Source organism: Anderseniella sp. Alg231-50, assembly GCF_900149695.1.
Classification (GTDB): domain Bacteria; phylum Pseudomonadota; class Alphaproteobacteria; order Rhizobiales; family Aestuariivirgaceae; genus Anderseniella.
Genome location: NZ_LT703004.1, coordinates 167795 through 190792, shown reverse-complemented (window position 1 = coordinate 190792; position 22998 = coordinate 167795). Strand labels below are relative to the sequence as shown.

Genomic DNA, 22998 nt, shown 5'->3' with positions numbered 1-22998 from the left:
GACCTTCCTGTTTCAAGGTGCTGGGCGGGTGGAAAACTGGAAACAGAACAAGGCTGTATTCTGGGTAACTGGGTTGCCCGGGGTGGTATGGCTGTTAGTGTTCTTCCTGATCCCGCTTGCCCTCATCTGGGGCATGTCGTTCGGTGAGAAAACCTCGATCATCGACATTGAAATCACCGGTACGCTGGCCAACTACATCCGGTCGTTCGAAGCCGTTTATCTGAAGATAATCTGGAAGTCCGTCTGGATTAGTTTCATCTCAACCGCGGTCTGTCTGGCGATTGCCTATCCGGTCGCGTTCGGCATCTGTTTTTCACCGGCCAGATGGCGGCCATTGCTGCTGATGCTGGTCATTTTGCCGTTCTGGATAAACCTGTTGATCCGCACTTATGCGCTGATAGCGGTATTCCGTACCCGCGGCTCGCTCAACTTCACCCTGGAATGGCTGTGGAACGTTGCGTTCCTGGACAAACTCATTGGTCCGTTTCAGCCGCTTGAACTGCTCTACAACAACGGCATGGTGGTTATCGGCATGGTCTACGTGTTCATGCCGTTCATGGTGTTGCCGCTGTATGCCACAATCGAACGGCTTGATCGGTCCTATCTCGAAGCCAGTCTTGACCTCGGCGCCAGCCAGTGGAGGACGTTCTTCTCCGTAACCGTACCGCTGACCATGCCCGGTATCGTGTCAGGTATCATCCTGGTGTTCATCCCGACGCTCGGAATGTTCCTGGTGCCGGACCTGCTGGGGGGCACCAACGCCATCATGATCGGCAATGTCATCACCGATCAGTTCAAGGCCGCAAATGACTGGCCGTTTGGTGCAGCCCTTTCGTTCCTGCTGATGTACGTCACTTTTGCAGCCCTTGCGCTGCGCGCCTTTATCGGTGCGCGCATGAAGGGCGGGGTCGGGGTCTGACATGACGCAACGCAAGTCGAAACGCGGACCGCTGGACTACGGAAAATCTCCCTGGCTGATCGGGTTCGGTCTAGTCACCTTCGTTTTGCTCTATGCGCCTATCGCGCAGCTGATCGCCTTCAGCTTCAATGATTCAAAACGCACCATCGTGTGGCGTGGGTTTACCACCAAGTATTATGCCAAGGCCTGGAATGACGCTTCGCTCGTGGAGGCCTTTGTGAACTCAATCACTATCGCGGTCATGTGCACGGTGATCGCCACCATCATAGGGACGGCAACCGCGCTGTGGCTGTGGCGCTTCCGGTTTCCGGCAAAATCGGCGATTGAAGGCGTCATGGCGCTTCCCATCGTCATCCCGGAAATCTGCATGGGGGTGGCGGTGCTGGTGCTGTATTCCCGTGTCGGGAACTGGATGCGCGGATTTGAGTCGGGGCCGATCCACTGGTGGAACGAGCTGTTTTCCGTCTGGCCCCTGAACCTCGGAGCCATAACCGCTGCCCATGTAGCATTCAGCTTTCCGTTCGTGGCGGTTGTGGTTCGGGCCCGGCTTGCCGGTTTCAATCGAGAACTCGAAGAGGCCTCCAAGGACCTCGGAGCTAGTGAGTGGCAGACGTTCTGGAATGTGGTCCTGCCTGTCATGATGCCAGGTGTCATTGCCGGGGCGCTGTTGGCATTCACGCTGTCCCTGGACGATTTCGTCATTACATTCTTTACATCGGGGCCCGAGACCAACACCTTCCCGGTCAAGGTCTATTCACTGGTTCGCCGTGGTGTGTCACCTGACATCAATGCTGCCTCGACGGTACTCATCATCATTACTCTGGTTGCCACAATCATCGCCATGCGCATGCAGGCACCATCGAAAACCGAAGGCTAGGGCAAGATGACAAGACCCATCATTTCCATCAAGAACGTCACCAAGCGCTATCCCGGCGTTGTTGCCGTGAATGATGTTTCATTCGACATCTTACCCAACGAGTTTTTTGCACTACTGGGTCCGTCGGGGTGCGGGAAAACCACCTTGCTGCGCATGATAGCCGGACTTGAAACGTCCGGTACCGGTGACATAATCGTGGACGGGCAGGACATGGAGGGCGTACCGGCCAACAAGCGCCCGGTGAACATGGTGTTCCAGTCCTATGCCGTGTTTCCGCACATGACCGTTCGCGACAATGTCGCCTATGGTTTGAAGGTAACCGGTGTTGCCGCGGCTGAAATTTTGCCGCGTGTCGAAGAAGCCCTCGAAATGGTCCAGATGGGCGCCATGGCCGACCGCAAGCCTGACCAGCTTTCCGGCGGCCAGCGCCAGCGTGTTGCTCTGGCCCGGGCCCTGGTCAAACGCCCGAAGGTGCTGCTGCTCGATGAACCGCTGTCGGCTCTTGATGCAAAGCTGCGCGAGCACATGCAGCTTGAACTGGCACGCCTGCAACAGGTCATCGGCATCACCTTCATCATTGTCACCCATGACCAGGATGAAGCCCTGTCGATGGCGGATCGCATCGCGGTCATGGAGAAGGGTGGCGTGCGCCAGATCGCCGGTCCGGAGGAACTTTACGAAAAGCCGCACTCGCGTTTCGTGGCCGACTTTATCGGCAAGATCAATCTGATTGATGCAACCGTCTCCGGGGCCTCAAAGACGGGGGTAACCTGTCAGGCGAAGGGATTGGGCCGGGTTGTTGTGCCGCATGAGGGGACCGCGTCAGGCAGCGTGTCACTGGCTGTGCGGCCCGAGAAACTCGTCCTGTCCGACACTGCGCCGGCTTCTGGTTCTGATTTTTCCGCCAAGGGCGTCATTCGCGATGTCGCTTATTATGGCGACGTCAGCAACGTTTTCGTCGCGTGCGCGGACGGCCTGGAGCTCGCGGTTAATGTGCAGAACGACCGTGCTGCAGCGGGCTTGCTGGAAAACGGCCGCGAGGTTCATGTAAGCTGGCATCCATCTGATACGCTCATCCTTCAGGAGTAAAATTCGTGTCGACACCCAAGTCATCGCTGGGCGATGCCGCATTCCGCCGCAAGGATCTTATGGGGTCCTCAATCGAGGCAAGTTATGCGGGCGCCCTGTCATTCCTGCGCCGCAAGTACACCCGCAATCTCAAAGGTGTTGATGTTGCCGTGACCGGCATACCGTTCGACCAGGCCGTGACCAACCGGCCCGGCACACGGTTCGGGCCACAGGGCATACGCCAGGCATCGGCCCAGCATTCATGGGGCCCGGTATGGCCGTGGCGGTTTGATCCGTTTGAAACCCTGGCGGTTGTCGACTATGGCGATTGCTTCTTCGACTGGGGCCGCAAGCAGGACGTGCCACGTGTTATCGAGAAGCACATCAGCGCGATCGTATCAAAAGGCGTGTGTCCACTGACCTTTGGCGGCGATCACTACATCACCTATCCGGTGCTGAAAGCTGTTGCTAAACAACACGGGCCTTTGGGCCTTGTGCAGTTTGACGCCCATCGCGATGTGGAACCTGAGACCGGCAACCGAATAGACCATGGCACCATGTTTTCCCTGGCGCTGCAGGACGGCATTGTTGACCCGGCCCGGTCCATTCAGGTTGGTATCCGCACCTGTTTCAAGGGCGAAGACGCAATGGGCATGAAAGTGTTGTTTGCAGACCAGGTCCATGACATGAGCGCGCAAGAGGTTGCCGCCGAAATACGCGAGCGCCTGGGTACGGGGCCGTCCTACCTGACGTTCGACATTGATTTTCTTGATCCTGCGACGGCACCGGGTACCGGTACGCCTGTTCCTGGCGGGTTTACCAGTTATCAGGCCCTGTCTGTCATTCGCGCCATGAAGGGACTGGACCTTGTCGGTATGGACGTGGTTGAGGTATCGCCACCTTATGATCATGCCGAGATGACATCGAACGCTGCGGCCATGATTGCCGCGGAGCTGTTGTGTCTCAAGGCTTATGCGGCAGGTGCCCGGCCTGAGGAGATGACCAGCTGATCGAGTTTTTCACGCAAGGGTTCACGCCTGTCCAGGTCATACTGGTGATGCTGGCGATGTTCGTCGGCGGAGTGTGCAAGGGCATCATCGGAGTGGCTCTGCCGCTGGTCGGCATATCAATCATGGTCATGCTGCTGGACCCGAAGCTGGCGGTAGCGATGATTGTCATTCCGATATTCCTGACCAACCTGCAGATGGCCATGCGTTCCGGCGCAGATGAACTTCTGGAAGCCCTGTTGCGGTTCTGGCCACTCATTGTCACCTGTTTCACGACCTTGTTCACAGTCGCGCTGTTTGCAACGCAATTGTCGTCGTCGGTTATCGTGACCGGGCTTGGCCTTGCCCTGCTGGTCTTTGTGATGGCGAACGTATCACCCTGGAAGCCGAGCGTTCCGGCCAGTGTTGAAAAACCGGTGGGTGCGATTGTCGGTGTGGTATCGGGCGCCCTGGGAGGTGCGACTTCGGTCTACGGTCCGCCCATAACCATGTTTCTGCTGGCGTCCGGTGTGCCGAAGAACAAGTGGTCTCCTTCGGTCGGGGTAACATTCACCATCGGCAGCATGCCACTTCTGGCCGGATACATTCTGAACGGCACAATTACGCCCGCCGTGGCCGCCATTTCGACCGTGGCTTGCATACCGGCGTTTGTCGGCATGTGGCTTGGCTTCAAGCTTCAGGACGCCATGGCGCCGGAGACGTTTCGAAAAGTTCTCATGGCAGGCCTCTTCATCATGGCGCTGAACCTGTTGCGCAAGGGACTGCTCTAGGGTCGGGCAACATGACCCTGATCTAACCTATAATAGCGGCCAAGGCTACTCCAAGAGGAGTGAGCAGATCTTGTACCGCTGTGCCAATGGTCGGCATCGAGACAATCAGCGCCGCGCCGGTCGCTGCTGCGATCAACGCGTACTCAATTGCGGTGGCTCCGCGTTCATTGCTCATGAACTCGGCAATTGTTTTGTACATGTCTAATCTCCGTTTGCCCAATTCGTATGAGCCGCGTGTTCTCGTGACCCCAGGCCCCGGTCCGCTGCCTCGTTTTTCAGCGACACTGATAATCCGTCACATATATAAACGAATTCTGAACAAAAATGCTTGGTCCCGGTTGTATTTATGGAGATGCTTCGAAATTTGATAAAATTTTATGCATTTGGAAGATATTCGGCAGAAAACTGGCTCAGGACAGCAAATCCCGTACTCGATAATACAGCATGCCGAGCGTCAAAGCGGGTCTGCGCAGCATACCACCTGGAAACGGCAAGTGACGTATACGGGCAAATATGTCGAACTGCCCCGTATCACCGGCAATGGCGTCCGCCAGCACTTTGCCCAGCATACCGGCCAGCACAACACCTTGTCCGGAGAACCCGTGCGCATAGTAGATAGAGCCGTCACTTCGTCCCATATTGGGTAACCGGTTATGAGTAATGCCAATATGACCGCCCCAGGCATATTGCATCTTTACATCAACAAGTTGCGGGAAAACAGACAGCACCCTGGGTCGCATGTTGGCGCCCAGGTCGCGCGGATGAATGCCGGAATAGCTGCACCGGCCGCCAAACAGCAGCCGGTGATCCGCAGTCATCCTGAAATAGTCGACAACATAATTGCTGTCGCAAACCGCTTCATTGTCGCGGATCAGGCTGCGTGCGCGTTCCTCGCCGAGCGGTTTGGTTGCAACGACATAACTGGCCACAGGCATCACGCGATGGTTGAGGCCGGGAACCAGCGAGCCAAGGTAGGCGTTGCAGGCCACAACTATCTGATTGCATGCAACCGTCTTCCCCGACCTCAGCTTGAGGGCAGGGGAACTGCCGCCTTCAATGCTGCCGACCTCAGTGTTTTCGAATATCTGCCCGCCATTGCCAAGTACCGCATCGGCGAGACCCAGGGCGTAATTCAGGGAGTGAATATGGCCTGCATCCTGTTCACGCAGTGCGCCGTGATATGCCGTGCTGCCGATTTTTGCCGCCAGTTCCCCGCGATCCAGCATTGTACAGCCTTTCACGCCATACTTCTCCAGCTCTTCCATGTGTTCAGCAAGGCCTGACATATGACTTGGGCGAGCTGCTGCGTGCAGGAACCCCCAGGTCAGGTCACAGTCAATATTGTGTTTCCTGACACGGGCCTCGATCAACCGCTTGCCCTGTTCGGCAACATCGAAGCAGATGCGCGCATCTGCTGCTCCGAGTTGTCTTTCAAAGCCTTCCATACCGGGTGAAAACCCGGTGCAGACCTGGCCTCCATTGCGCCCTGTGGCGCCCCATCCGACCGGGCCTGAATCAAACACCGCGACCGAGCGTCCGCGAAGGGCAAGTTCCAGGGCTGCGGACAGACCGGTGAAACCTGCACCTATCACGCAGACATCGACCTTGTCCGGCACCGCAGAGCTGTCAGATGCTGCAACCTGCCGGTTGGCGGTTTCTGCATAATAGGTCGGCTGGTCGAGGGATCTGTCGGTCATGAGGTGCGCAGGTACCATTCATAATCGAGCTGATGGATGGTGTAGTGATGAGCGTCTGCCTCGAATGACCGCGCGGTGTGGAACGCATCGCACCATTTCTCGCCGAAATAACGTTTCAGAATGGTGCCGTCTTCGAACGCCTTCAGCGCAACCGGCCACCTGATCGGCAGGTCCACGCCGTCTTCGCTTTCATAGCCGTCACCGGTAATCGGGTCCTGCGGTACGACATTGTTGGTGATGCCGTGGTGAATGCCTGCCAGCACCGCCGCCATGACCAGATAGGGGTTGGCATCGGCACCTGACACGCGGTGTTCAACCCTGATCGCCTTGTCGCTGCCGCCGGGTATGCGCAGCGGAACCGTACGGTTGTCGCCGCCCCAGAGCCCGCGCACCGGCGCATAGGTGCCAGGCCGCAAGCGCCGGTAGGAATTGGCGTTGGGTGCAAATATCGCCATGCCTTCTTGCATGGTTTCCAGCAGTCCGCCTATGGCGCTGCGCAGCTTGTCGGAGATCGGCCGGTCCACTGATTGGTCATGGGGCCCGAGGAAGATGTTGTTGCCGTCCTTGTCGAGCAGGCTGCAGTGAATGTGCAGGCCGCATCCGGCCTGTTCTGCAAAGGGCTTGGCCATGAAACTGGCAATGGTGCCGTGCTTGCGGGCAACCGCCTTGATGCAGCGCTCCAGCATGATTGCCTGATCGCACGCTTTGAGAGCGTCGTCCGTATGGTACAGGTTGATTTCGAATTGCCCGGCCGCGTACTCGGAAACAAACGTTTCCGCAGGTATGTTCTGGTCCTTGCAGGCTTCCTGGATTTCGTCGAGCAGGCTCTCGAAGTCATACAGGTCATCCATGGAATAGACATTGGTTGTGCTGGCCCGCCATCCGGTTTCGCCTGAGCGCGCCGGAACGACTTCGCCCCGGGCCGCCGCGTCCTGGTCGATAAGGTAAAACTCATATTCGATGGCCACGACAGGCGTCAGCTCCATTTCCGTGAAACGGTCGAGCACCGTTTTCAGCAAATGCCGCGGATCTGCAAAATGCGGATCACCATTTGCATCCACCATCGATGCGATCACCTGGGCGGACGGGCGTTTGGCCCACGGGATGTAGGTCAGCGTGCCCGCGACCGGAAAGCACAGATAATCCGGATCGCCGTCACTGGTGCCGTATTCGAAGGTCTCGACATTGCGCCCGGTCCAGTCCAGGAGATAGTTCGATCCCGGCATCCTGGCGCCTTCGGAATACAGTTTCGGCAAATAGTCGCGGGTCAGTTGCTTGCCGCGCAGTATCCCGTTCATATCGGGGATCAGCATGTCGATCGTCACCACGTCGGGATTGTCAGCGAGGAAAGCGATCGCCTCACTGTCGGGCTTGGTTGGGGAGTTCATGAAATACCTTCAGAAAACAAAATTCGGCAAAGCGGGTACGCCATCGAACCTGTTCATGCCTTATCCACCATTGTCAATGAAGGCATTTTTTTCGTCAAGCGATCAGGTTATGATGAATTTTCCGGGCGGCTCGGCAGCAACAGGCTGGTGACCGCCATTACTTCTGGTGGTTCATGTCGATAGCAAAATTTGAAGAATGGTTCGCGAAACACAACATTGATGAGATTGAGTGCCTTGTTCCTGATCCCGCAGGAACACCGCGCGGCAAGATACTGCCGGCCAAGAAATTTCTCAAAGGTATCGGCAGTACCTCGATGCGGTTGCCGGAAGATATCTTTATTCTGACCGTTACAGGCAAGTATTCGTGGCAGGATTCACCGGTCTCGGATGCATCGGGTGATGTTTACCTGGTTCCTGATATCAATTCGCTGAAGCTGGTGCCCTGGCATGTCAACCCGACGGCGCAGGTGATTTGCGATGCTCATTACCTGAACGGTGATCCGGTGGACATCTCGCCGCGATATGTTTTGAAGCAGGTGTTGCAGCTTTATGCCGAGCAGGGCTGGAAGCCGGTCGTGGCACCTGAACTGGAGTTCTATCTGGTCAAGAAGAACCTGGATGCGGACTATCCGCTCGAGGCGCCCATTGGAACCAGTGGCCGGGCGGAGAAGGTTGGCCAGGCTTATGGCATAGACGCGGCCAACGAATTTGATCCGATTGTTGAGGATATCTATGACTTCTGCGAAGCGCAGGAGATTGATATCGACACGATCAGTCATGAAAGCGGACCGGCGCAACTGGAGATTAATTTCAACCATGGCGATCCGCTGGAGCTGGCCGACCAGGTGTTCCTGTTCAAGCGTACTGTCCGCCAGGCGGCGCTGAAGCATGATGTCTATGCCACCTTCATGGCCAAGCCGCATCAGGATGAACCGGGTTCGTCAATGCACCTGCACCAGTCGCTGCTGGACGTCGAAACCGGAAAAAACCTCTTCAAGGGACGTGGCAAGAAGCCGTCCAAGTTGTTCATGGCCCACGTTGCCGGACTGCAGCGTTACCTGCCGGCGGCAATGGGGTTTTGTGCACCCAATGTCAATTCCTACCGCCGGCTGGTGCCGAACTCCGATGCCCCCACCAACACCCACTGGGGCATCGACAACCGCACCGCGCCCTTGCGCATGCCTAATTCCGATCCGCAGAACACCCGTATCGAAAACCGCGTGCCAGGTGCCGATGCGAACCCCTATCTGTGCATTGCCGCCTCCCTGGCGTGCGGTTATCTCGGCATGATGGAGAAACTGGAGCCGTCGGCCCCGATCGAGGGCTCCGCCTACCGCTACGCGCATTCCCTGCCGATCAACCTTGATGATGCGATGAACAAGCTGAACTATTCCAAGCCGCTGAAGACGGTTCTGGGCCAGCGTTTCGTCGAAGCCTTCATGGCGGTGAAGGAAGAAGAGCAGGTGCAGTATCGTAAAGTTATCTCGTCATGGGAACGGGAGTTCCTGCTGCTCAACGTCTGATCTGCTCGATGTGGGCCGAAGTGAGCTTGGCATGGTCTACGCTGCTTGCAGACATGGATCACAAGCAAGGGCGAACGGGAATCCTGTTCAGTTCGATAATCGCAATAACTTATCAGTCCGATTCAAACGGTTTTGGATAAATGTCGTGTATTTCCGATGGCAGTATCGATTTGACTGATGGTGATTTTGCAATTTCAGCAAAAACTTCCGGGTCTGCCGTTACCGAAAAAGACTTGGCTAAAGGGTGTAGTTTTCCGATGTGCGATTCTGCGGCCTGAGTATGTGATTTTGCAGCCGCGTCTTCAACCATTTTGCGGGCGAACTCTTCCATCGAATTGCTGTCAACTTCCACTGATGCTTCCAGAAAAACCTGGGCGGTGGGGGGGCGGTCGGGCAGAGCCTGCCTTCGCATCTCCTCTACCACAGTCTCCTTTTGCCATTGCGGAGTAGTATCTCGATCGTCGGGCATTGTTCTCCTCATCTATCCAGATCCGGATGTAATGGTTCTCATGCACCGGTTCAAGCTGCTTAGAACCCAAACCGGTCGACGAGATTGCTTGTGCTTTTGATCCTATCGCAGAAATGCCCTTAGAGTCGACGGCCTGTCAGGTGGAAGAACGCCTCCATAGCATCAGGAACACCGCGGTTTGCTCTGGCTTCAGGCATGGATGCCGGTCGGATGCAGGACTTCTGAATGGACATCTCAAGCTCACCGACACTGGCATTTGGCTTGGCCTGCAGCAAAAGCGCTGCCATCCCGGCAATATGGGGTGTTGCCATCGATGTACCATTCATCTTTCTGTACCGGTTGCCAGGAATACAGGAAAGTATATCTACACCAGGCGCAACGATATCGGGAACCAGGGGGTCATTGGGTCTGTTGAAACTGTCGCTACTCGAAAATCCGGCGACAAGTTCGTCTTGGTCCATCGCGCCAACAGACAGAACATTGGCATAGTTTCCCGGCGACCGGCTGGAATTGGCAAATTCATTGCCCACTGCAATGACCGGCAGGATATCGGCATTGCGCAACGCATCGACAATGACCTGAAAGGCTGGTGTAAAACCACGCAAGCCCAACGACATGCTTAGAATACGTACACCTTTACTGGCGACCCATTCCATTCCGGCAAGTATCCGGTCAACCACCTGTCCGCCTTCGATCACCATTCCACTGGCGACCTTGGCCTTGGGCGCGACACCAAAGGCGTCGTTGGACGGTCTGCCGACGATCGTTCCTGCCGTATGAGTTCCGTGATTGCCGCTGTCCCAGGCGGTCGCGCCTGCGACACGATTGCCGTTAAAGTCAAACTCGGCAAATTCATCAATAGCATCAACAAGCGCGTCGTGTTTTCCATCGATGCCGGTATCCAGATGGCCCACTACGATGCCATCGCCCGTGAACCCGTTTTCCCACAATTTATCCGCCTTGATACGCCTGATGCCCCAACTTGGGCGCGTCGTAAGGCGCCCCGGCCGGACCAGCACCGGACGAATTAGACTGATAACGGGTGCCTCAACGACGTCCGCTGCCGCCCTGCTTTCAGCTATCCTGCGCGCACCATCAGTATCGACAACGCCGAGCGCCAGTCCCAGATGCGGATAGATGCGCATTTTCGGTGCAGGTTTTACGTTCTGGGAACTCAGACTTGCCGACAAAGCCATATTGGCTGTCGCCAGACTTGCCTGCTGGCTTGAATCGGGCTCCATGAAACAATCTTCCAACTCGTTGCGAATTGAGCTGGTATCGGCAGCCGCCGCAGCCTCCGACGTGAGGGCAACAACAACTTTCGCATGACCTTTTGCCGCAAGTGTAGCGTCTAATTGGACTGACATATTGTGCTTCCTTTCATGAACTTAGCGCGAAATGCTCGCCATCACTAATTGATCTCTATATCCACCTCGGCGGCTGAATTTTTTGTTTTTGCGTTGGGGGTGCCGAACGAAACCTCGAGACATAATTGTTTCGAATAGGTCAACGCATCCTTGTGCCTGGCCACTGGGACCTGGAACCTCTGATAATCTTCCGGCGTGTCAGATTTGAATGATGTGCCCGGAAACAATCCAAATCTCGTAGCAATTATCTTTTCATCCGTTTCACTATTCACCAAAGACACCTTGAATTCATGACTTTGGCTGTTCCCGGCTTCATAGGATTTGACAACTAACGTCAATCTCCCATTACCTGCCATCAGGGTGTCAAACGCTGCCCTGTTGATGGACTGGCAGATCAAAGCGGGTTTGGCCGCTGTTACAAATTTTTGTTCATCTTCACCTATCTCCGGTTCCTCAGCGCTGCACGCAAAAGTGGTTACCCCCGTCGCACAACACATCAGGAACACCTGGAAAAATCGTCTGTCCTTCATGTCTCCCACTTTTTGCAAATCGGGGTAAGTCAGATCATCTGACTTACCCCGGACCTATGTTGGTACTATATGACGGCGATCTCAACCATGGCAGGAACCGCCGTTCCCGCTTTCTCAAGCGGAACACCCGGGTACGGAACAGGCAGTATCTGCACGGTCACCTTATCGTTCACCAAGCGTTTTTGCCGGCTGAGCGCCTTGAGAGTGTCAGTGAGATTTACGACAACGGACGGGTCTTTTTTGTGACTACTGCCGGATCCTGCTTTGTGATCACCGAAGAATCCGAATGTGGTGACATAATGCGGGTCGGTCGTTGGAACCGCTTGCGAAAGGTAATCGCAGTTCACGAAAACCCGATACTCGGTGACCATGGTATTGTTGGTCTTGATATCCTTTATCAGGGCGAGTACCTGGGGTGACGGCTCGTTGGAGGATGCCGCCAGAGAGGGCGTCTGAACTGCAACGGCTTTTGCGATTGCTTTGGGATCAACGCCCAGTGCCACCGATAGCGGTTTGAGCGCCTCCGCCATTGCGCTGTTGTCGGCGGTAACGCGAAGAGGCCCCGCACCAGCTGCAAGCGCGGCGGATGCTCCTCCATAGAGTGCAATGTACTTGTTGTTGACATCAGGATCGACCGGTATGGGATCAGGTGGTGGTGGCGTGTATGTATATCCCAAGGGCTCCGTTTGTTGGAGGTCTTTGACGACTTTTGTGTACAGGCTTCCATCCGGCGCGATGAAGTTGTCGGTAAAAGGCATATCGAGCCATAGAGGATCGGTCGTGTTCGTTCTGCCCAGGGCATTCCACGCCGCCCAGATACGGTCGATGTTGCAGTGATGCATCATGAAGATCGGATCCTGCGGCGAGATCGCAGAACACATATCCCCGCCAACTCGGCAGTGAACCTGATTATGCGGATTGCCTTCCATAGCTCCTTGACTTCCGCCTCCTCCGGTAATCCAGGATGGATCCAGGTTATTTTGGCCTGCGGGCCTGGTTGTTGCGAAAGTCTCGAAGTTTGTTTCGGAAAATATGCCATCCATCACTTGCGATTGACCGACCACATGGTCGGGTAGCGACGCATTGGCAGGCATGGTCCTGGACGAGTCAAAAAGCGGGTTCGGATCACCGTTTGTGAGTGTCGGATCCGAGAAAGCCTTAGGGATTTGCCGGTCAGCCGTCCAATCCCAATAGGGCATCGCGAAATCCTGATTGCCGGTCGTGTCTCGGGCCATGATTTCATACATCTGAAGATAGGCGCGATGCCACGGCAGGAAGTACCAGTTCCCATGTGGACACAGATTGAAACCGCCTGAGGCTGTCCCGTGGACGTCAGAAAAGCCGATCCAGCTGGCCGGTTGGTTGGACGGCTTTTCCTTCATTTTCGCAACGAACTCGCGATAAGTCTCGATAATAGGATCGTTGAGGGCCAGTTCACCCACGCTGCGCCGCAGTGGCACCGTACCTTGAGCCAAAGCTTGGAGGCCGGGCATGTTTGCTGCAAAAGCCAAAGCGCCAGCGGTGGCAGTTGTCCTTAGCATTGTGCGTCTAGTGATCATTTTGTCCTCCTGTTGGTTTCTGGTTTACTTCAGATGCTTCCTAAGCACCGGGTAGAACTGCACCCAGACATTGTCGGTGCTCGCGTGTTTCTCGTGGCAACTGAAGCAGGCAGCATCGGGAAAGGCCTTGGCTACCGGCTTGACCTGGCTGGGATCTTTCCTGTCTGTGAAAATGTAATAAGCCCATGGTGTCTTTGAGCCATCTGGCCTTGCGGGATTCTTGACCGCCACCTCAAATCCCGAGCGCGCGCCATTGAAAACGCCTTTATCGAGGATGCCTTCGGGCTGTTTTCCCTTGGCTTCGTAATGCTCCATCACAAGTACAGTCGGATCAGGAAATTCACCGGTCTCGATGAAGTGTTGATGTGCGGCAGGATTGATGTAGATATTGTGGAAGGAACCTGTCTCAACCCGTTTTGCTTCTTTCGCGGTCATCGCGGGCAGTTCCGCGGCGTATCCCAGCCCTATATTCGAACCGACAAAGACCCAGGTTTCATAACCGGTAGGCACCTTCAATCGCCCGCTTTTGTCATATTGGGGCACGAAGTTGGGCGCTTGCTGACCAGTGGCGAAATTCGGAATGAAAAGGGACAAGGCAAAGATCAAAACGCCAAATCCACCCCACCTCGTTGTGCGGGTTATTAAACTGGGTTTTTCGAGCTCGCTCATTCGTTTGCTCTCTCTTACTGTTTCACGGCATACCAGGAAGCAACGAAACCGGCCGGAGCATTGCCATTGCTGTGTGGTGCGGTTCGCACAATTGTGCCGACGATGGAGGGAACCTGGTCCACCCCGTTTGGCCAGTGCGGAGAAAGAAATCCGAGATAATCATAAACCCAATGCTCCCCACCGATATCTCCTGAACCCTGAAAACGGATCGTGCCGGGGTTGCCGGAACTGAGCCAGCCTTGAAGCCCGAGAGACCAACCGGTTCCGCCAAGGCTGCCGGCAACGATGCCTCTCTCCGGTTCCGTAATCTCAAGCGTACCCGCTCCGAAACGGAGATTGTTGAACTCCAAGTCCAAATCAGCATTGTTCAGAAAGCTGCGATAACTCCATGTTCCTACAATCGGGCTGGTCATTTCACATCCCTCCGTTCTTCTCACGATATCCGGCGTGAGTTTTCAATCGGGAAATATAAATGAAAAAAGAATGGGGTCTGTGAAGCGCTTCACATTCCAAAAAATTAAAACCTGGTATATTTGATTGTTAATCAGTTTCATTCAAATAAAAATTGAATAATATATTTTAGATTTTCGGTTTTATTGATTGATTGGCTATGCGTTACTGCTCACGGTGCGACATTTAAATATTTCCCGCTTGAAATCGGGAAGTACGGAAGCTTTTTTAAGGTTCTGATCTCGAGTGTAATGTAGTGACCATGAGGAATGAAATCATGACAATCAACAAAGTCAACCGACGTACTTTCGTAAAAAGAACAGCAGGGATCGGCGTTGGGTTTGCACTGGCCGGATCTCCGTTCGGAGTTGGATTGCCGCGACCCGCAAATGCATCAAATGTGGTTAGCCTGGATCTCGAAGTTGCCAAAGATGGCGGCCGGATGACTTACAATGGCAAGTCGCCTGGACCGGCTATTCTTGCAAACCCCGGCGACACGATAGATGTCCGGCTTATCAACAACCTGCCCAGGGCAGATGACGATTGCGTCCTGAACCACAATACATTCCACGGCGATCATACGACAAATCTGCATACACATGGATTGCACGTTTCTCCCTACAAGGATTCAAGCGGCAAGTACGATGCCGACAACATCTTCCTGAAAATAATTCCGAAGGATCAAGACGTGCCTTGCTGGGATGAGAATTTCCGCCGGCATGAAACACAATATCGTTTCGAATTGCCTGAAGATCATCCTCCCGGAACCTATTGGTATCACGCACACAAACATGGTTCGACGGCAACCCAGGTGAGCAGCGGTTTGGCTGGTCCATTGATCATCAGAGACAAGCCCGGATTGATGCCTGGATACGTTGAAAAAGCTGAAGAGCAGATATTTATGATCGTTGGAAATGCTGAAATGATCCGTGTCAATGCAGATGGTGGTGGTGATGTCAATCCGACCGTAAAACTGAGGCCAGGTTCAGTTCAGCGCTGGCGGATCATTAACGGATCGCTTTTCGCCAATTCATTCGTAAGCCTTGCGGTTGATGTGCCCACGGTGGAACTCTGGCAGATTGCATTCGATGGCCTGACATTGCCGCGGAGAATAAAAATCGACCCGTCGAATGATGAAGAACCCTGGAACAATCCCGCGGCACTGGCGCCAGGAAATCGTACAGATCTCATGATCTACATTCCACGCGATGCCCCGAGCCAGTCAGTCAGATTATCTGCCGCGCCTGCCGATGCGAAATTCCTGCATACGGATGGAGCATCCCTTGCGGCTGCTTCTCCGGCCGAAATCAGAATAGAAATCGAAGGAGACCCGGTTGACAACGAATGGTCAACCGATGACCTTTTGCCTGGTTCCGGCCTGGAACCAATTCAGGCTGATGATCTACCCAAAAGAGTCGTGACCTTCGAGCGAATAAGTGAAGGCCTCGCTATCGACGGAGAGCTCTATAGCGGTCAGGTGCGACAGAAAATGGCGCTGGGGACGTCGGAGGAATGGAGGATTCAGAACACAACCAGTGGTACGCATCCCTTCCATATTCACGTCAATCCGTTTTTTGTGACCCATATCGATGGCAAAGAACTTCCGTTGGACAGTCCACTAAGGCGCTGGCAGGACACTATCGCCTTACCTGTGGGCAGTGATGGTGAACCTGGTTCCATAACCTGTCGAAGTCGGTTCATCGATTTCAAAGGCAAGTTTGTCATCCACTGCCATATTCTGTTTCACGAGGATCGGGGTATGATGCAGGCGGTTGAAGTGATCTGATGCAGAAAAGAACGTGACAGATCGGGCCTCATGAAGTTCCGGGAACTGTCAAAACTCCGTGGTGAAGCGAACCGTGTCAGCGATGGAATTTGCGGCGGCTAAGGAAGAAGAGCAGGTTCGGTATCGCAAGGTTATCTCGTCATGGGAACGGGAGTTCCTGCTGCTCAACGTGTGATCCGGTTCCGGACACATCATAGTTGCTGGAGGTCACAGACCAAGCACGGTTTTCACCGAACCAGCTTCGCTGAATGACCAGTCGGCAGGGCCATTTTCGACGAGAAACATGATCGAGTTCGCGGGATCGAAGCCGATTTCGCGAAGCCGGTGCCGAACATCCTTGTAGAGCTTTTCTTTCTGGTTGTCTGACCGGCCACCCAGGAGTGCAATTTCGATCACGATGGTGGCGCGGGGAACTCTTTCCCCGAGAAATGTTGGATGAAAGATCATATCTTCCGGCTCGTATCGGCAGATCAAACAGAAATAGTCATCGGGATTCACTCCGCACATTTCGACCAGGCTGGCGTGCAACTGATCGTTGATCGAACGGCAGATATCGCTTGATAGCGTCTTTGGGACATGAAGTTTGTTGAATGGCATTTGAGGCCTCATTTTCCGGGAAACATGTGGAAAGGGGGCAGGAGAAGGCGAGGTGAAGCCCTTGCCTGACCGCCTGGTCAGATGATCATCAAGTTTAGCTATGACATGAGTTATGTCGGGCAGGCTGGATAGTTTAAATGTTGCGACCAGCCAATGCCAGATACAATTGCAGGCGAGTTAACTTGGCAAGAGAGTGCAATGGGGAAGGGTCCGCGCTGCTGCGAGACAGCGCGGGCTTTTGACTAGATTTGCCGCCCATTGATTGTGACAGTCAGCGATGCGGGAACCGCATTTACAACAGTCTGGGCAGCCATGCAGGCGCGCTCGGCAATGTCTGACATTCGAGTTATCACTTCATCGTCCTCTTGCGTTTCAATCAGCACAAATGTCTCGAGGCCATTCGAATGCCCTTCCATCTGGCCACCCATGTCAGCGGTCATGCCCGGAATGCGCGACTGAAATTTCATTTTCTGTTCAACACGGATCGATGAAATGTTGAGTCCCTGGCTGTCGGCACAGCCCTTGAGGTGAGTGAGCAGACAAAAGGCGATGCCGGCTGCCAGATAGGAGAGCGGCGCTGGCGCGAGGTCCGACCCGCCAATCACGGTACCTTCGTCACTGTGCATTTCGAAAGCGCCAAATGACGGGATGTTCGGTTTGACGTAGCAACGCTTCAGCAAGCCGGGACCCTGCATAAGTTCGGCGATCGTGTGCAGTTCAAGGTCCAAACCTTCCCTGGTTTTTTTCGCGGGCTCGATTTCAAATGAGACAGGGGCGGGCATTGTGGGGATGCGCTTCACAAGCGTTCCGTCAAAAGTCGTGGTACCGGTTACTGACGTCATGAGTGTTCTCCTTTGGATAACGGTACGATATCGTACCCAAATTGACAGATAGGATACGATATCGTACCTGTCAATAGGATCGATATGGAAACGGGATATGAAAAACACACAAAGTGGCCTTGAGCGGCGTCAATCGGAAAAGCGCGCCGCGATCCTGGCGGCGGCAAAAACGCTATTTTTCAAAGAGGGATATGGACGCACAACCATGGATCGCGTCTTGTCTGCTGTCGGTGGTTCCAAGCGAACCCTGTATGGTCATTTTGAGAACAAGGAGGCGTTGTTCAAGGCTATCATCGCACAGGTTTCAGACCGCGTGCTGTCTGCCCTGACGCCTCAAATTGAAACAAAAGAGATCAGGGAAACGCTCATCGACATGGGAATTCGCTATCTCCAGGTCATGACCTCGGCCGATGGAATTGCCCTGTACCGCGCAATGGTGGCGGAAGCGATACATTTTCCTGACCTGGCGGACAGTTTCATACAGAACGGACCGGGCCGGGCCAGTAAACATCTCGCAGATTATCTTCGCGAGCAGTCAAACCAAAAAAATTTACACATTGCTGACCCGGATATGGCTGCGGCGCAGTTTATGGGAATGCTTCGTGGCAATGCACACCTGCTGGCGGTGCTGACTGCGCAAATTCCTTCCCACGATGAGATCGAACAAATTGTAAAAACCGCTGTTGATGGCTTTTTGACCGGATGCATCCGCGACGGATGATGAATGCGCAGTCTTTCCGAAGTCTTCTGATGTCCGGAACACGCATTTTCAATCGTTACGTTGAGGAGAACCGCTTATGAATGTCCTGATTTTGACCGTCGCCTGCATCACTTTGCTCGCGCTTGTTGCACATGTCTTTGCTGGCACAAAGGAAACGGCCACCATCGCTCCCGCTTCGCAAGACGAGGACCTGACTGCAAATTGGGTCCAGGCCATGTGCGCATTTCAAATGCTGACAGTTGACCTTCTGGTCGTTGCGGTCGCACTCTTTGCTGTCGCCTTTTCTGATCTGGGGCAGTTGGAACGCCCTATCGTGCTTTCACTCAGCCTGCTCTTCTTTCTTTGGGGCCTGGTTTGGGTCATTCAACTGAAATTCCTCAACCGGCGGGCTGCGGGCCTGTTGCGGTTGCCGCACTGGATGGTCTGGTTTCTCTGCTCCGGGCTTCTCTACCTTGGGAGTTGAGATTGCGAAGCAATGAGATGGCCGGGAATGAATGGCCAAGGCGGACGCCGGACAGGCCGCAGAAGCCGGTGAGTTGGACTCCAGCCTGCCGGTCGGGACGCAGATGGCAAACAACATCTTCTGCGACAAAGAGCCTTCAGAGCACTGTCGCGACCACCACTACCTCGATCAGGTACCCGGCATCGAGGTCCACCCCGACACAGGCGCGCTGCGGCCAGTTTTCCTCTGGGCCGATCCACTCGCTCCAAACAGCATCCATTGCCGGTTTAGCTGAAATGTCGCTGAGATATACAGTTGCCTGTATCAGTGCGGTTTTGCCGCTGCCTGCCTTGACGAGCACTTTGTCCAGCTCATCAAGTGTGTTGCGGGTTTGCCCGGTAAGTCCATCCGCGCAATGCGGATCGGTCGCAACGGCATAGACCAGTCCGCCTGACTCGACCGCGCTGCATCGACCCTTACCCTCTACTGGAAATCGCTTCACAACAACCATCCCTTGGCCAACCAGCAAAACTGAACAGCAAAAGACTAGGTTTCTACACGATCCGATTTCCGCTGGCCATCTTCATGAACGTCAGCTTTCAACATCGTTCGGGTGTCTCGCAGCAATAACGCTCCGGAAAACCGGAACCGGCGGAGTGTTTCCACCCCGCCGGTTTCTTGTTTGCATGTCAGTCAGTGCTGATTACTTGACGCGGTATTCTTCTGGCGCCAGCAACAGGAAGTCGTTGTCTTCACCGGACACATGGCACTCATGGCAGAACGTCACGCCGGCAGAGTTGGTTGCCTTGGTGACGCCCATGGTCTGACCACCTGGCAGGATAGCCGCATAGCGCCAGTTGGACGTATCTGCGTTGAAGCCTCGGGTCATCTTTTCCATGATGAAAAGGGGCCCAAGTTTTGCCTGGCCGTCTTTGCCGACCGTGAAGCTTGGTTTCGCCATTGTCGATCCGATCGGGACCGCCTTGATGTCATCAAACTTCTTGTAGGCTTTGAGGCCAATCTTGTTGACCAGGTTCTGTACCTGACGGCCACCGTGGGTGGCGCTGGTGTAAGGCTGCGTAGTGACCTGGGTAAAGCCTTTCCACCTGGTAGCTGCCCAGTGCTTTCCACCTGTGTATGACTTGGCCATCACAGGCTTCAGGCAATCGTAGAGCGCAACAGCTTCTTCGCTTGTCAGTTCAGGACCTTCCGCTGCTGCACACGGGTTGCACGGGTTACAGGGATTACAGGCCGCCTTGCAGGGATTGCACGGGTTGCAGGCTTTTGCCGCTGCGCACGGATTGCATGGATTGCAGGCCTTTGCCGCCGCGCACGGATTGCAGGCCTTGGCCGCCGCACATGGGTTGCAAGGGTTGCAGGCCTTTGCAGCAGAACACGGATTGCATGGGTTGCAGGCTTTTGCCGCTGAGCATGGATTGCATGGGTTACAGGCCTTGGCTGCCGAGCAAGGATTGCATGGGTTGCAGGCTTTTGCCGCCGAGCATGGGTTGCACGGATTGCAGGCTTTCGCAGCCGCACAAGGGTTGCATAACGCGGCTGTCTGCAGGCGCGGTACGAAACAGCCGGTTGGCGCGCCGCCAGCCGATGCCGAGCATGGGTTACATGGGTTGCACGGGTTACAGGCCCCGCAGGCCGCTTTACACGGATTGCATGGATTGCAGGCTGATGCCTTGCACGGGTTGCAGGGGTTGCACGCTTTTGCTGCCGAGCATGGGTTGCACGGATTGCAGGCTTTGGCTGCCGAGCATGGGTTGCACGGATTGCAGGCTTTTGCTGCCGAGCATGGGTTGCACGGATTGCAGGCTTTTGCGGCCGAGCATGGGTTGCAAGGGTTGCAGGCTTTTGCCGCCGCACATGGGTTGCACGGGTTACATGCCTTTGCCGCTGCGCATGGATTGCACGCTGCAGCTTTGGTAGCAGCACAAGGGTTGCAGGTTGCAGCAGCCATGCGAGGCTCACTGACTGTTCCGATTGCAACCACACCGGCAGCAAGGCCGAGCGCAACCGGAAGCGCGGCTGCGCTCCTCAGCAGGTTGGATTTGAATGACTTCATTGGTTTCCTCCTTGAATATGCCGGTGCGACATAATGAACATTACGGCACTGTAATGTGCAGGGCTGGTAGACCCTAGTCACGATCAAGGGCAAAAGGCTCAACTTGCCGTGAACACATAAAAACCGCCGGCCACGCAAATGACCGGCGGTTTCAACCAGTGACCAGAGCTCAGCAGAGCTCATTGGCCTGAACTGGGATTACAGTATCAGCAGATATTACTGCTTTGCTGCCGAGCAGGGATTGCAAGGATTGCATGCGGCCTTCGCTGCAGCACATGGGTTGCAGGCACCACAGGCAGCCTTCTTGGCAGCAGCACATGGGTTGCAGGCACCACAAGCGGCCTTCTTGGCAGCCTGGCATGGGTTGCAGGATGCGTATGCAGGCGCGTCGCTGACAACCGGTGACAAGACAACAGCACCGGCAGCAAGGCCCAGGACAACAGGAAGAGCTGCAGCGCCTGACAGAAGTTTGGTTTTGTGCATTTTCATGAATGTATTCTCCACTTTGGGTTTTGCCGACATGGCGTTTGTGTATTGGACCCGAATGCAACCTTAGCGGCGGATTGTGACCATTGCGGTCAAACTCGGCACATGTATTTTCAATTTGCCGTGAGGCTCATGTGAACCAGTCGGAAGCCGACAAGAATGTGCTTGATGCTGTCGGGTCGCGAATGCCGGGCTGCCGGTCTGCACACGCCGCAACCGCTGTCATCCCACGACCCACCCTTGACGATGCTGCGTTGTGCCGACGCCGAGGTTGACGTCCATTCAAACACCTGGCCGGCAGAATCAAGCATGCCGTATGGGCTCGCTCCATCGGCGAAACTACCGACCGGCATGGTGGTGAAAGGCCCCTTGTCATGGCTGTTCAGCACACCGGGATTGAAGGTATCGCCCCACGGAAACCGGTTGCCGTCCGGCCCGCGTGCTGCCTTTTCCCATTGCTGTTCGGTTGGCAGCGACCACTGCTTGCCGGTTCGTTCCGAGAGCCATTTGGCAAATGCATCTGCATCAGCGCGTGACACCATCACCACTGGATGTTGCTCGCGCCCGCCTGGTATCTTGCCTGCCTTCCAGGCAAACTGCCTGGTGCGCTTGTAGGGATGGATGAGCCGGTAGCCTTTCCAGGTTTTCTTGTCCACATCCGGTACCCGGTGTCCCGTGGCTTTTACAAAACGGGCATACAGCGCGTTGGTAACCGGCGTGCGCATGATGTGAAACGCCGGAAGATCGACAGACCTTCTGGCCGGCTCTGACTCGTACCACTTGTTTTTGCGGGTAACGGAATGTCCATAAGCTGCTTCGTCGAGCTGGTAGGCGGCCTCGCGCTCCGCCCTGTTCGAGCCCTGAATAAACGGTCCGGCCGCAACGGCGACCGTGTCGATTTCCGGGGCGTGCGCCTGTATTGGCGTGACTGACTGCATCAGCATGGTCAGAGATACAAGTCCGGCCCGCACTGCTGTCGTTGCCGCGCCGGGTGTCATGCCACGTTGCGCAGGTCGGCAAGTGCCTTTTCAACCGCGGCAATCTGCCTGTCTATATTGATGTCCATGATCGAGGTCACTTCCAGGTCGCGATCTTCATAGACATCGATGCCGGGCTTCATGGCGGCCCAGCTTTTCATGGTCTTGTCTCGTTCGATCAGCAGTTTCTCGATCTGCGGCCGGAACAACCGCATCACCGCACTGAGAGCACGGTTGGTGGCCAGGCACGGATAGGTCAGGTCCATCTCGTAATGGTCGAGCAGTGAAATGACGTCCTCGGCAGCATAAAAGGTTTCGTCCGTAACCCAGCGGTTGGTGGTGAACAGGCCTATGGGGTTGCCGGGCCGGTCCATGGACACAGCAACGAAGTGCGTCAGCGCATCCTTGCCTTCGGGACGTTTCGCCTTGCCCTTGTAAGGAACCGGTTCGATGCCTTTCGGCATGCCGGCAGCCCTCAGGAAGGTATGGAAGTGTCCGTGCTCTCCGGAATCGGGACGGTGGGCGTGATAGTAATATTGCGAATGGGTCTGATCATCATACACATCACCCTTCGGGTAATGGTCGAGTTCGTAGAACGTTCCCTGATTGGCAAGACATTGCCCGACCATGTTCTGGCTCGACTTGGTCAGCACCCTCAACATCTCTTTCACCGTGCGCCCGGCTTCGGCCATTTGCTCAAGCCGGCTGCGGGGGAGAACGCCAAGATGCTGCGCCGTTTCAAACTGCATGTTTTGTATCGTCATCATGGGCGGGACATTA

The 22998-nt window shown here is 55.2% G+C and carries 26 protein-coding genes; 11 read left to right on the top strand and 15 right to left on the bottom strand.

Annotation, left to right across the window (positions count from 1 at the left end; all coding sequences use genetic code 11):
* Positions 1-28 precede the first annotated feature (28 nt).
* From DHN55_RS13490 to DHN55_RS13470, 5 genes are read left to right on the top strand one after another with little or no spacing between them, the layout of a single operon-like run.
* Positions 29-919, top strand: coding sequence for an ABC transporter permease (locus DHN55_RS13490; RefSeq protein ID WP_337660289.1), 891 nt, complete (start codon positions 29-31; stop codon positions 917-919).
* Between the two features lies 1 nt (position 920).
* Positions 921-1796: an ABC transporter permease subunit gene (locus DHN55_RS13485; protein ID WP_108882014.1), complete on the top strand. Its 876-nt coding sequence runs from the start codon at positions 921-923 to the stop codon at positions 1794-1796.
* Between the two features lie 6 nt (positions 1797-1802).
* Positions 1803-2885, top strand: a complete 1083-nt coding sequence (locus DHN55_RS13480) for a polyamine ABC transporter ATP-binding protein (protein WP_108882013.1) — start codon at positions 1803-1805, stop codon at positions 2883-2885.
* 5 nt (positions 2886-2890) lie between these two features.
* Positions 2891-3874 (top strand): agmatinase, encoded by a 984-nt coding sequence (speB, locus tag DHN55_RS13475; protein WP_337660288.1) that lies wholly within the window; start codon positions 2891-2893, stop codon positions 3872-3874.
* A 47-nt stretch (positions 3875-3921) separates the two neighbouring features.
* On the top strand, positions 3922-4641 hold the full coding sequence (locus DHN55_RS13470) for a TSUP family transporter (RefSeq protein ID WP_108882012.1): 720 nt from the start codon (positions 3922-3924) through the stop codon (positions 4639-4641).
* A gap of 22 nt (positions 4642-4663) precedes the next feature.
* On the opposite strand, the gene DHN55_RS13465 is transcribed toward DHN55_RS13470, so the two are convergent.
* The 3 genes from DHN55_RS13465 to DHN55_RS13455 form a co-directional block, all read right to left on the bottom strand.
* A complete protein-coding gene (locus DHN55_RS13465; protein ID WP_108882011.1) occupies positions 4664-4840 on the bottom strand; it encodes a Flp family type IVb pilin in 177 nt (58 codons plus the stop codon).
* Between the two features lie 211 nt (positions 4841-5051).
* Positions 5052-6338 carry an NAD(P)/FAD-dependent oxidoreductase gene (locus tag DHN55_RS13460; protein WP_337660287.1) on the bottom strand — a complete coding sequence of 429 codons (1287 nt, stop codon included), beginning with the start codon at positions 6336-6338 and terminating at the stop codon, positions 5052-5054.
* Positions 6335-7726, bottom strand: a complete 1392-nt coding sequence (locus DHN55_RS13455) for a glutamine synthetase family protein (RefSeq protein WP_108882009.1) — start codon at positions 7724-7726, stop codon at positions 6335-6337. Before DHN55_RS13455 ends, DHN55_RS13460 begins: the two co-directional genes overlap by 4 nt.
* Between DHN55_RS13455 and DHN55_RS22365 the strand changes: the two genes are divergently transcribed.
* A complete protein-coding gene (locus DHN55_RS22365; RefSeq protein ID WP_337660286.1) occupies positions 7725-7877 on the top strand; it encodes a hypothetical protein in 153 nt (50 codons plus the stop codon). The genes DHN55_RS13455 and DHN55_RS22365 overlap by 2 nt on opposite strands.
* Before the next feature lie 22 nt (positions 7878-7899).
* Positions 7900-9249, top strand: coding sequence for a glutamine synthetase family protein (locus DHN55_RS13450; protein WP_108882008.1), 1350 nt, complete (start codon positions 7900-7902; stop codon positions 9247-9249).
* Between the two features lie 112 nt (positions 9250-9361).
* On the opposite strand, the gene DHN55_RS13445 is transcribed toward DHN55_RS13450, so the two are convergent.
* From DHN55_RS13445 to DHN55_RS13420, 6 genes are all read right to left on the bottom strand, one after another.
* Positions 9362-9718, bottom strand: a complete 357-nt coding sequence (locus tag DHN55_RS13445) for a hypothetical protein (RefSeq protein ID WP_337660285.1) — start codon at positions 9716-9718, stop codon at positions 9362-9364.
* 119 nt (positions 9719-9837) lie between these two features.
* Positions 9838-11085, bottom strand: coding sequence for a S8 family serine peptidase (locus tag DHN55_RS13440; RefSeq protein ID WP_108882006.1), 1248 nt, complete (start codon positions 11083-11085; stop codon positions 9838-9840).
* A 44-nt stretch (positions 11086-11129) separates the two neighbouring features.
* Complete coding sequence (locus DHN55_RS13435; protein ID WP_108882005.1) at positions 11130-11615, bottom strand: hypothetical protein; 486 nt, start codon at positions 11613-11615, stop codon at positions 11130-11132.
* A 65-nt stretch (positions 11616-11680) separates the two neighbouring features.
* Positions 11681-13174, bottom strand: a complete 1494-nt coding sequence (locus tag DHN55_RS13430) for a tyrosinase family protein (RefSeq protein WP_108882004.1) — start codon at positions 13172-13174, stop codon at positions 11681-11683.
* A 24-nt stretch (positions 13175-13198) separates the two neighbouring features.
* Entirely contained in the window at positions 13199-13843 is a 645-nt protein-coding gene (locus DHN55_RS13425; protein ID WP_108882003.1) for a cytochrome P460 family protein, read from the bottom strand.
* 14 nt (positions 13844-13857) lie between these two features.
* Positions 13858-14256 carry a hypothetical protein gene (locus tag DHN55_RS13420; RefSeq protein ID WP_108882002.1) on the bottom strand — a complete coding sequence of 133 codons (399 nt, stop codon included), beginning with the start codon at positions 14254-14256 and terminating at the stop codon, positions 13858-13860.
* A gap of 314 nt (positions 14257-14570) precedes the next feature.
* Here DHN55_RS13420 and DHN55_RS13415 point away from each other — a divergent pair, with 314 nt between their 5' ends.
* Positions 14571-16079, top strand: coding sequence for a multicopper oxidase family protein (locus tag DHN55_RS13415; protein WP_337660284.1), 1509 nt, complete (start codon positions 14571-14573; stop codon positions 16077-16079).
* 207 nt (positions 16080-16286) lie between these two features.
* Here DHN55_RS13415 and DHN55_RS13410 read toward each other — a convergent pair whose 3' ends face one another.
* Positions 16287-16676, bottom strand: a complete 390-nt coding sequence (locus DHN55_RS13410) for a tautomerase family protein (RefSeq protein WP_108882000.1) — start codon at positions 16674-16676, stop codon at positions 16287-16289.
* 242 nt (positions 16677-16918) lie between these two features.
* A complete protein-coding gene (locus DHN55_RS13405) occupies positions 16919-17518 on the bottom strand; it encodes an OsmC-related (seleno)protein (protein ID WP_108881999.1) in 600 nt (199 codons plus the stop codon).
* A gap of 97 nt (positions 17519-17615) precedes the next feature.
* Here DHN55_RS13405 and DHN55_RS13400 point away from each other — a divergent pair, with 97 nt between their 5' ends.
* Positions 17616-18239 (top strand): TetR/AcrR family transcriptional regulator C-terminal domain-containing protein, encoded by a 624-nt coding sequence (locus DHN55_RS13400; protein WP_108881998.1) that lies wholly within the window; start codon positions 17616-17618, stop codon positions 18237-18239.
* A 76-nt stretch (positions 18240-18315) separates the two neighbouring features.
* On the top strand, positions 18316-18702 hold the full coding sequence (locus tag DHN55_RS13395) for a hypothetical protein (protein ID WP_108881997.1): 387 nt from the start codon (positions 18316-18318) through the stop codon (positions 18700-18702).
* A 136-nt stretch (positions 18703-18838) separates the two neighbouring features.
* Here DHN55_RS13395 and DHN55_RS13390 read toward each other — a convergent pair whose 3' ends face one another.
* Complete coding sequence (locus DHN55_RS13390; RefSeq protein ID WP_337660283.1) at positions 18839-19183, bottom strand: RidA family protein; 345 nt, start codon at positions 19181-19183, stop codon at positions 18839-18841.
* Positions 19184-19384: 201 nt separating this feature from the next.
* A complete protein-coding gene (locus DHN55_RS22360) occupies positions 19385-19831 on the bottom strand; it encodes a cytochrome P460 family protein (protein WP_337660282.1) in 447 nt (148 codons plus the stop codon).
* A 106-nt stretch (positions 19832-19937) separates the two neighbouring features.
* Here DHN55_RS22360 and DHN55_RS22355 point away from each other — a divergent pair, with 106 nt between their 5' ends.
* Positions 19938-20789 carry a hypothetical protein gene (locus DHN55_RS22355; protein WP_337660281.1) on the top strand — a complete coding sequence of 284 codons (852 nt, stop codon included), beginning with the start codon at positions 19938-19940 and terminating at the stop codon, positions 20787-20789.
* A gap of 565 nt (positions 20790-21354) precedes the next feature.
* On the opposite strand, the gene DHN55_RS13375 is transcribed toward DHN55_RS22355, so the two are convergent.
* Both DHN55_RS13375 and DHN55_RS13370 read right to left on the bottom strand, forming a co-directional pair.
* Positions 21355-22239 (bottom strand): SUMF1/EgtB/PvdO family nonheme iron enzyme, encoded by an 885-nt coding sequence (locus DHN55_RS13375; protein WP_108881994.1) that lies wholly within the window; start codon positions 22237-22239, stop codon positions 21355-21357.
* Complete coding sequence (locus tag DHN55_RS13370; protein WP_337660280.1) at positions 22236-22985, bottom strand: DUF6969 family protein; 750 nt, start codon at positions 22983-22985, stop codon at positions 22236-22238. The genes DHN55_RS13375 and DHN55_RS13370 overlap by 4 nt, the downstream gene beginning before the upstream one ends.
* Positions 22986-22998: the final 13 nt, after the last annotated feature.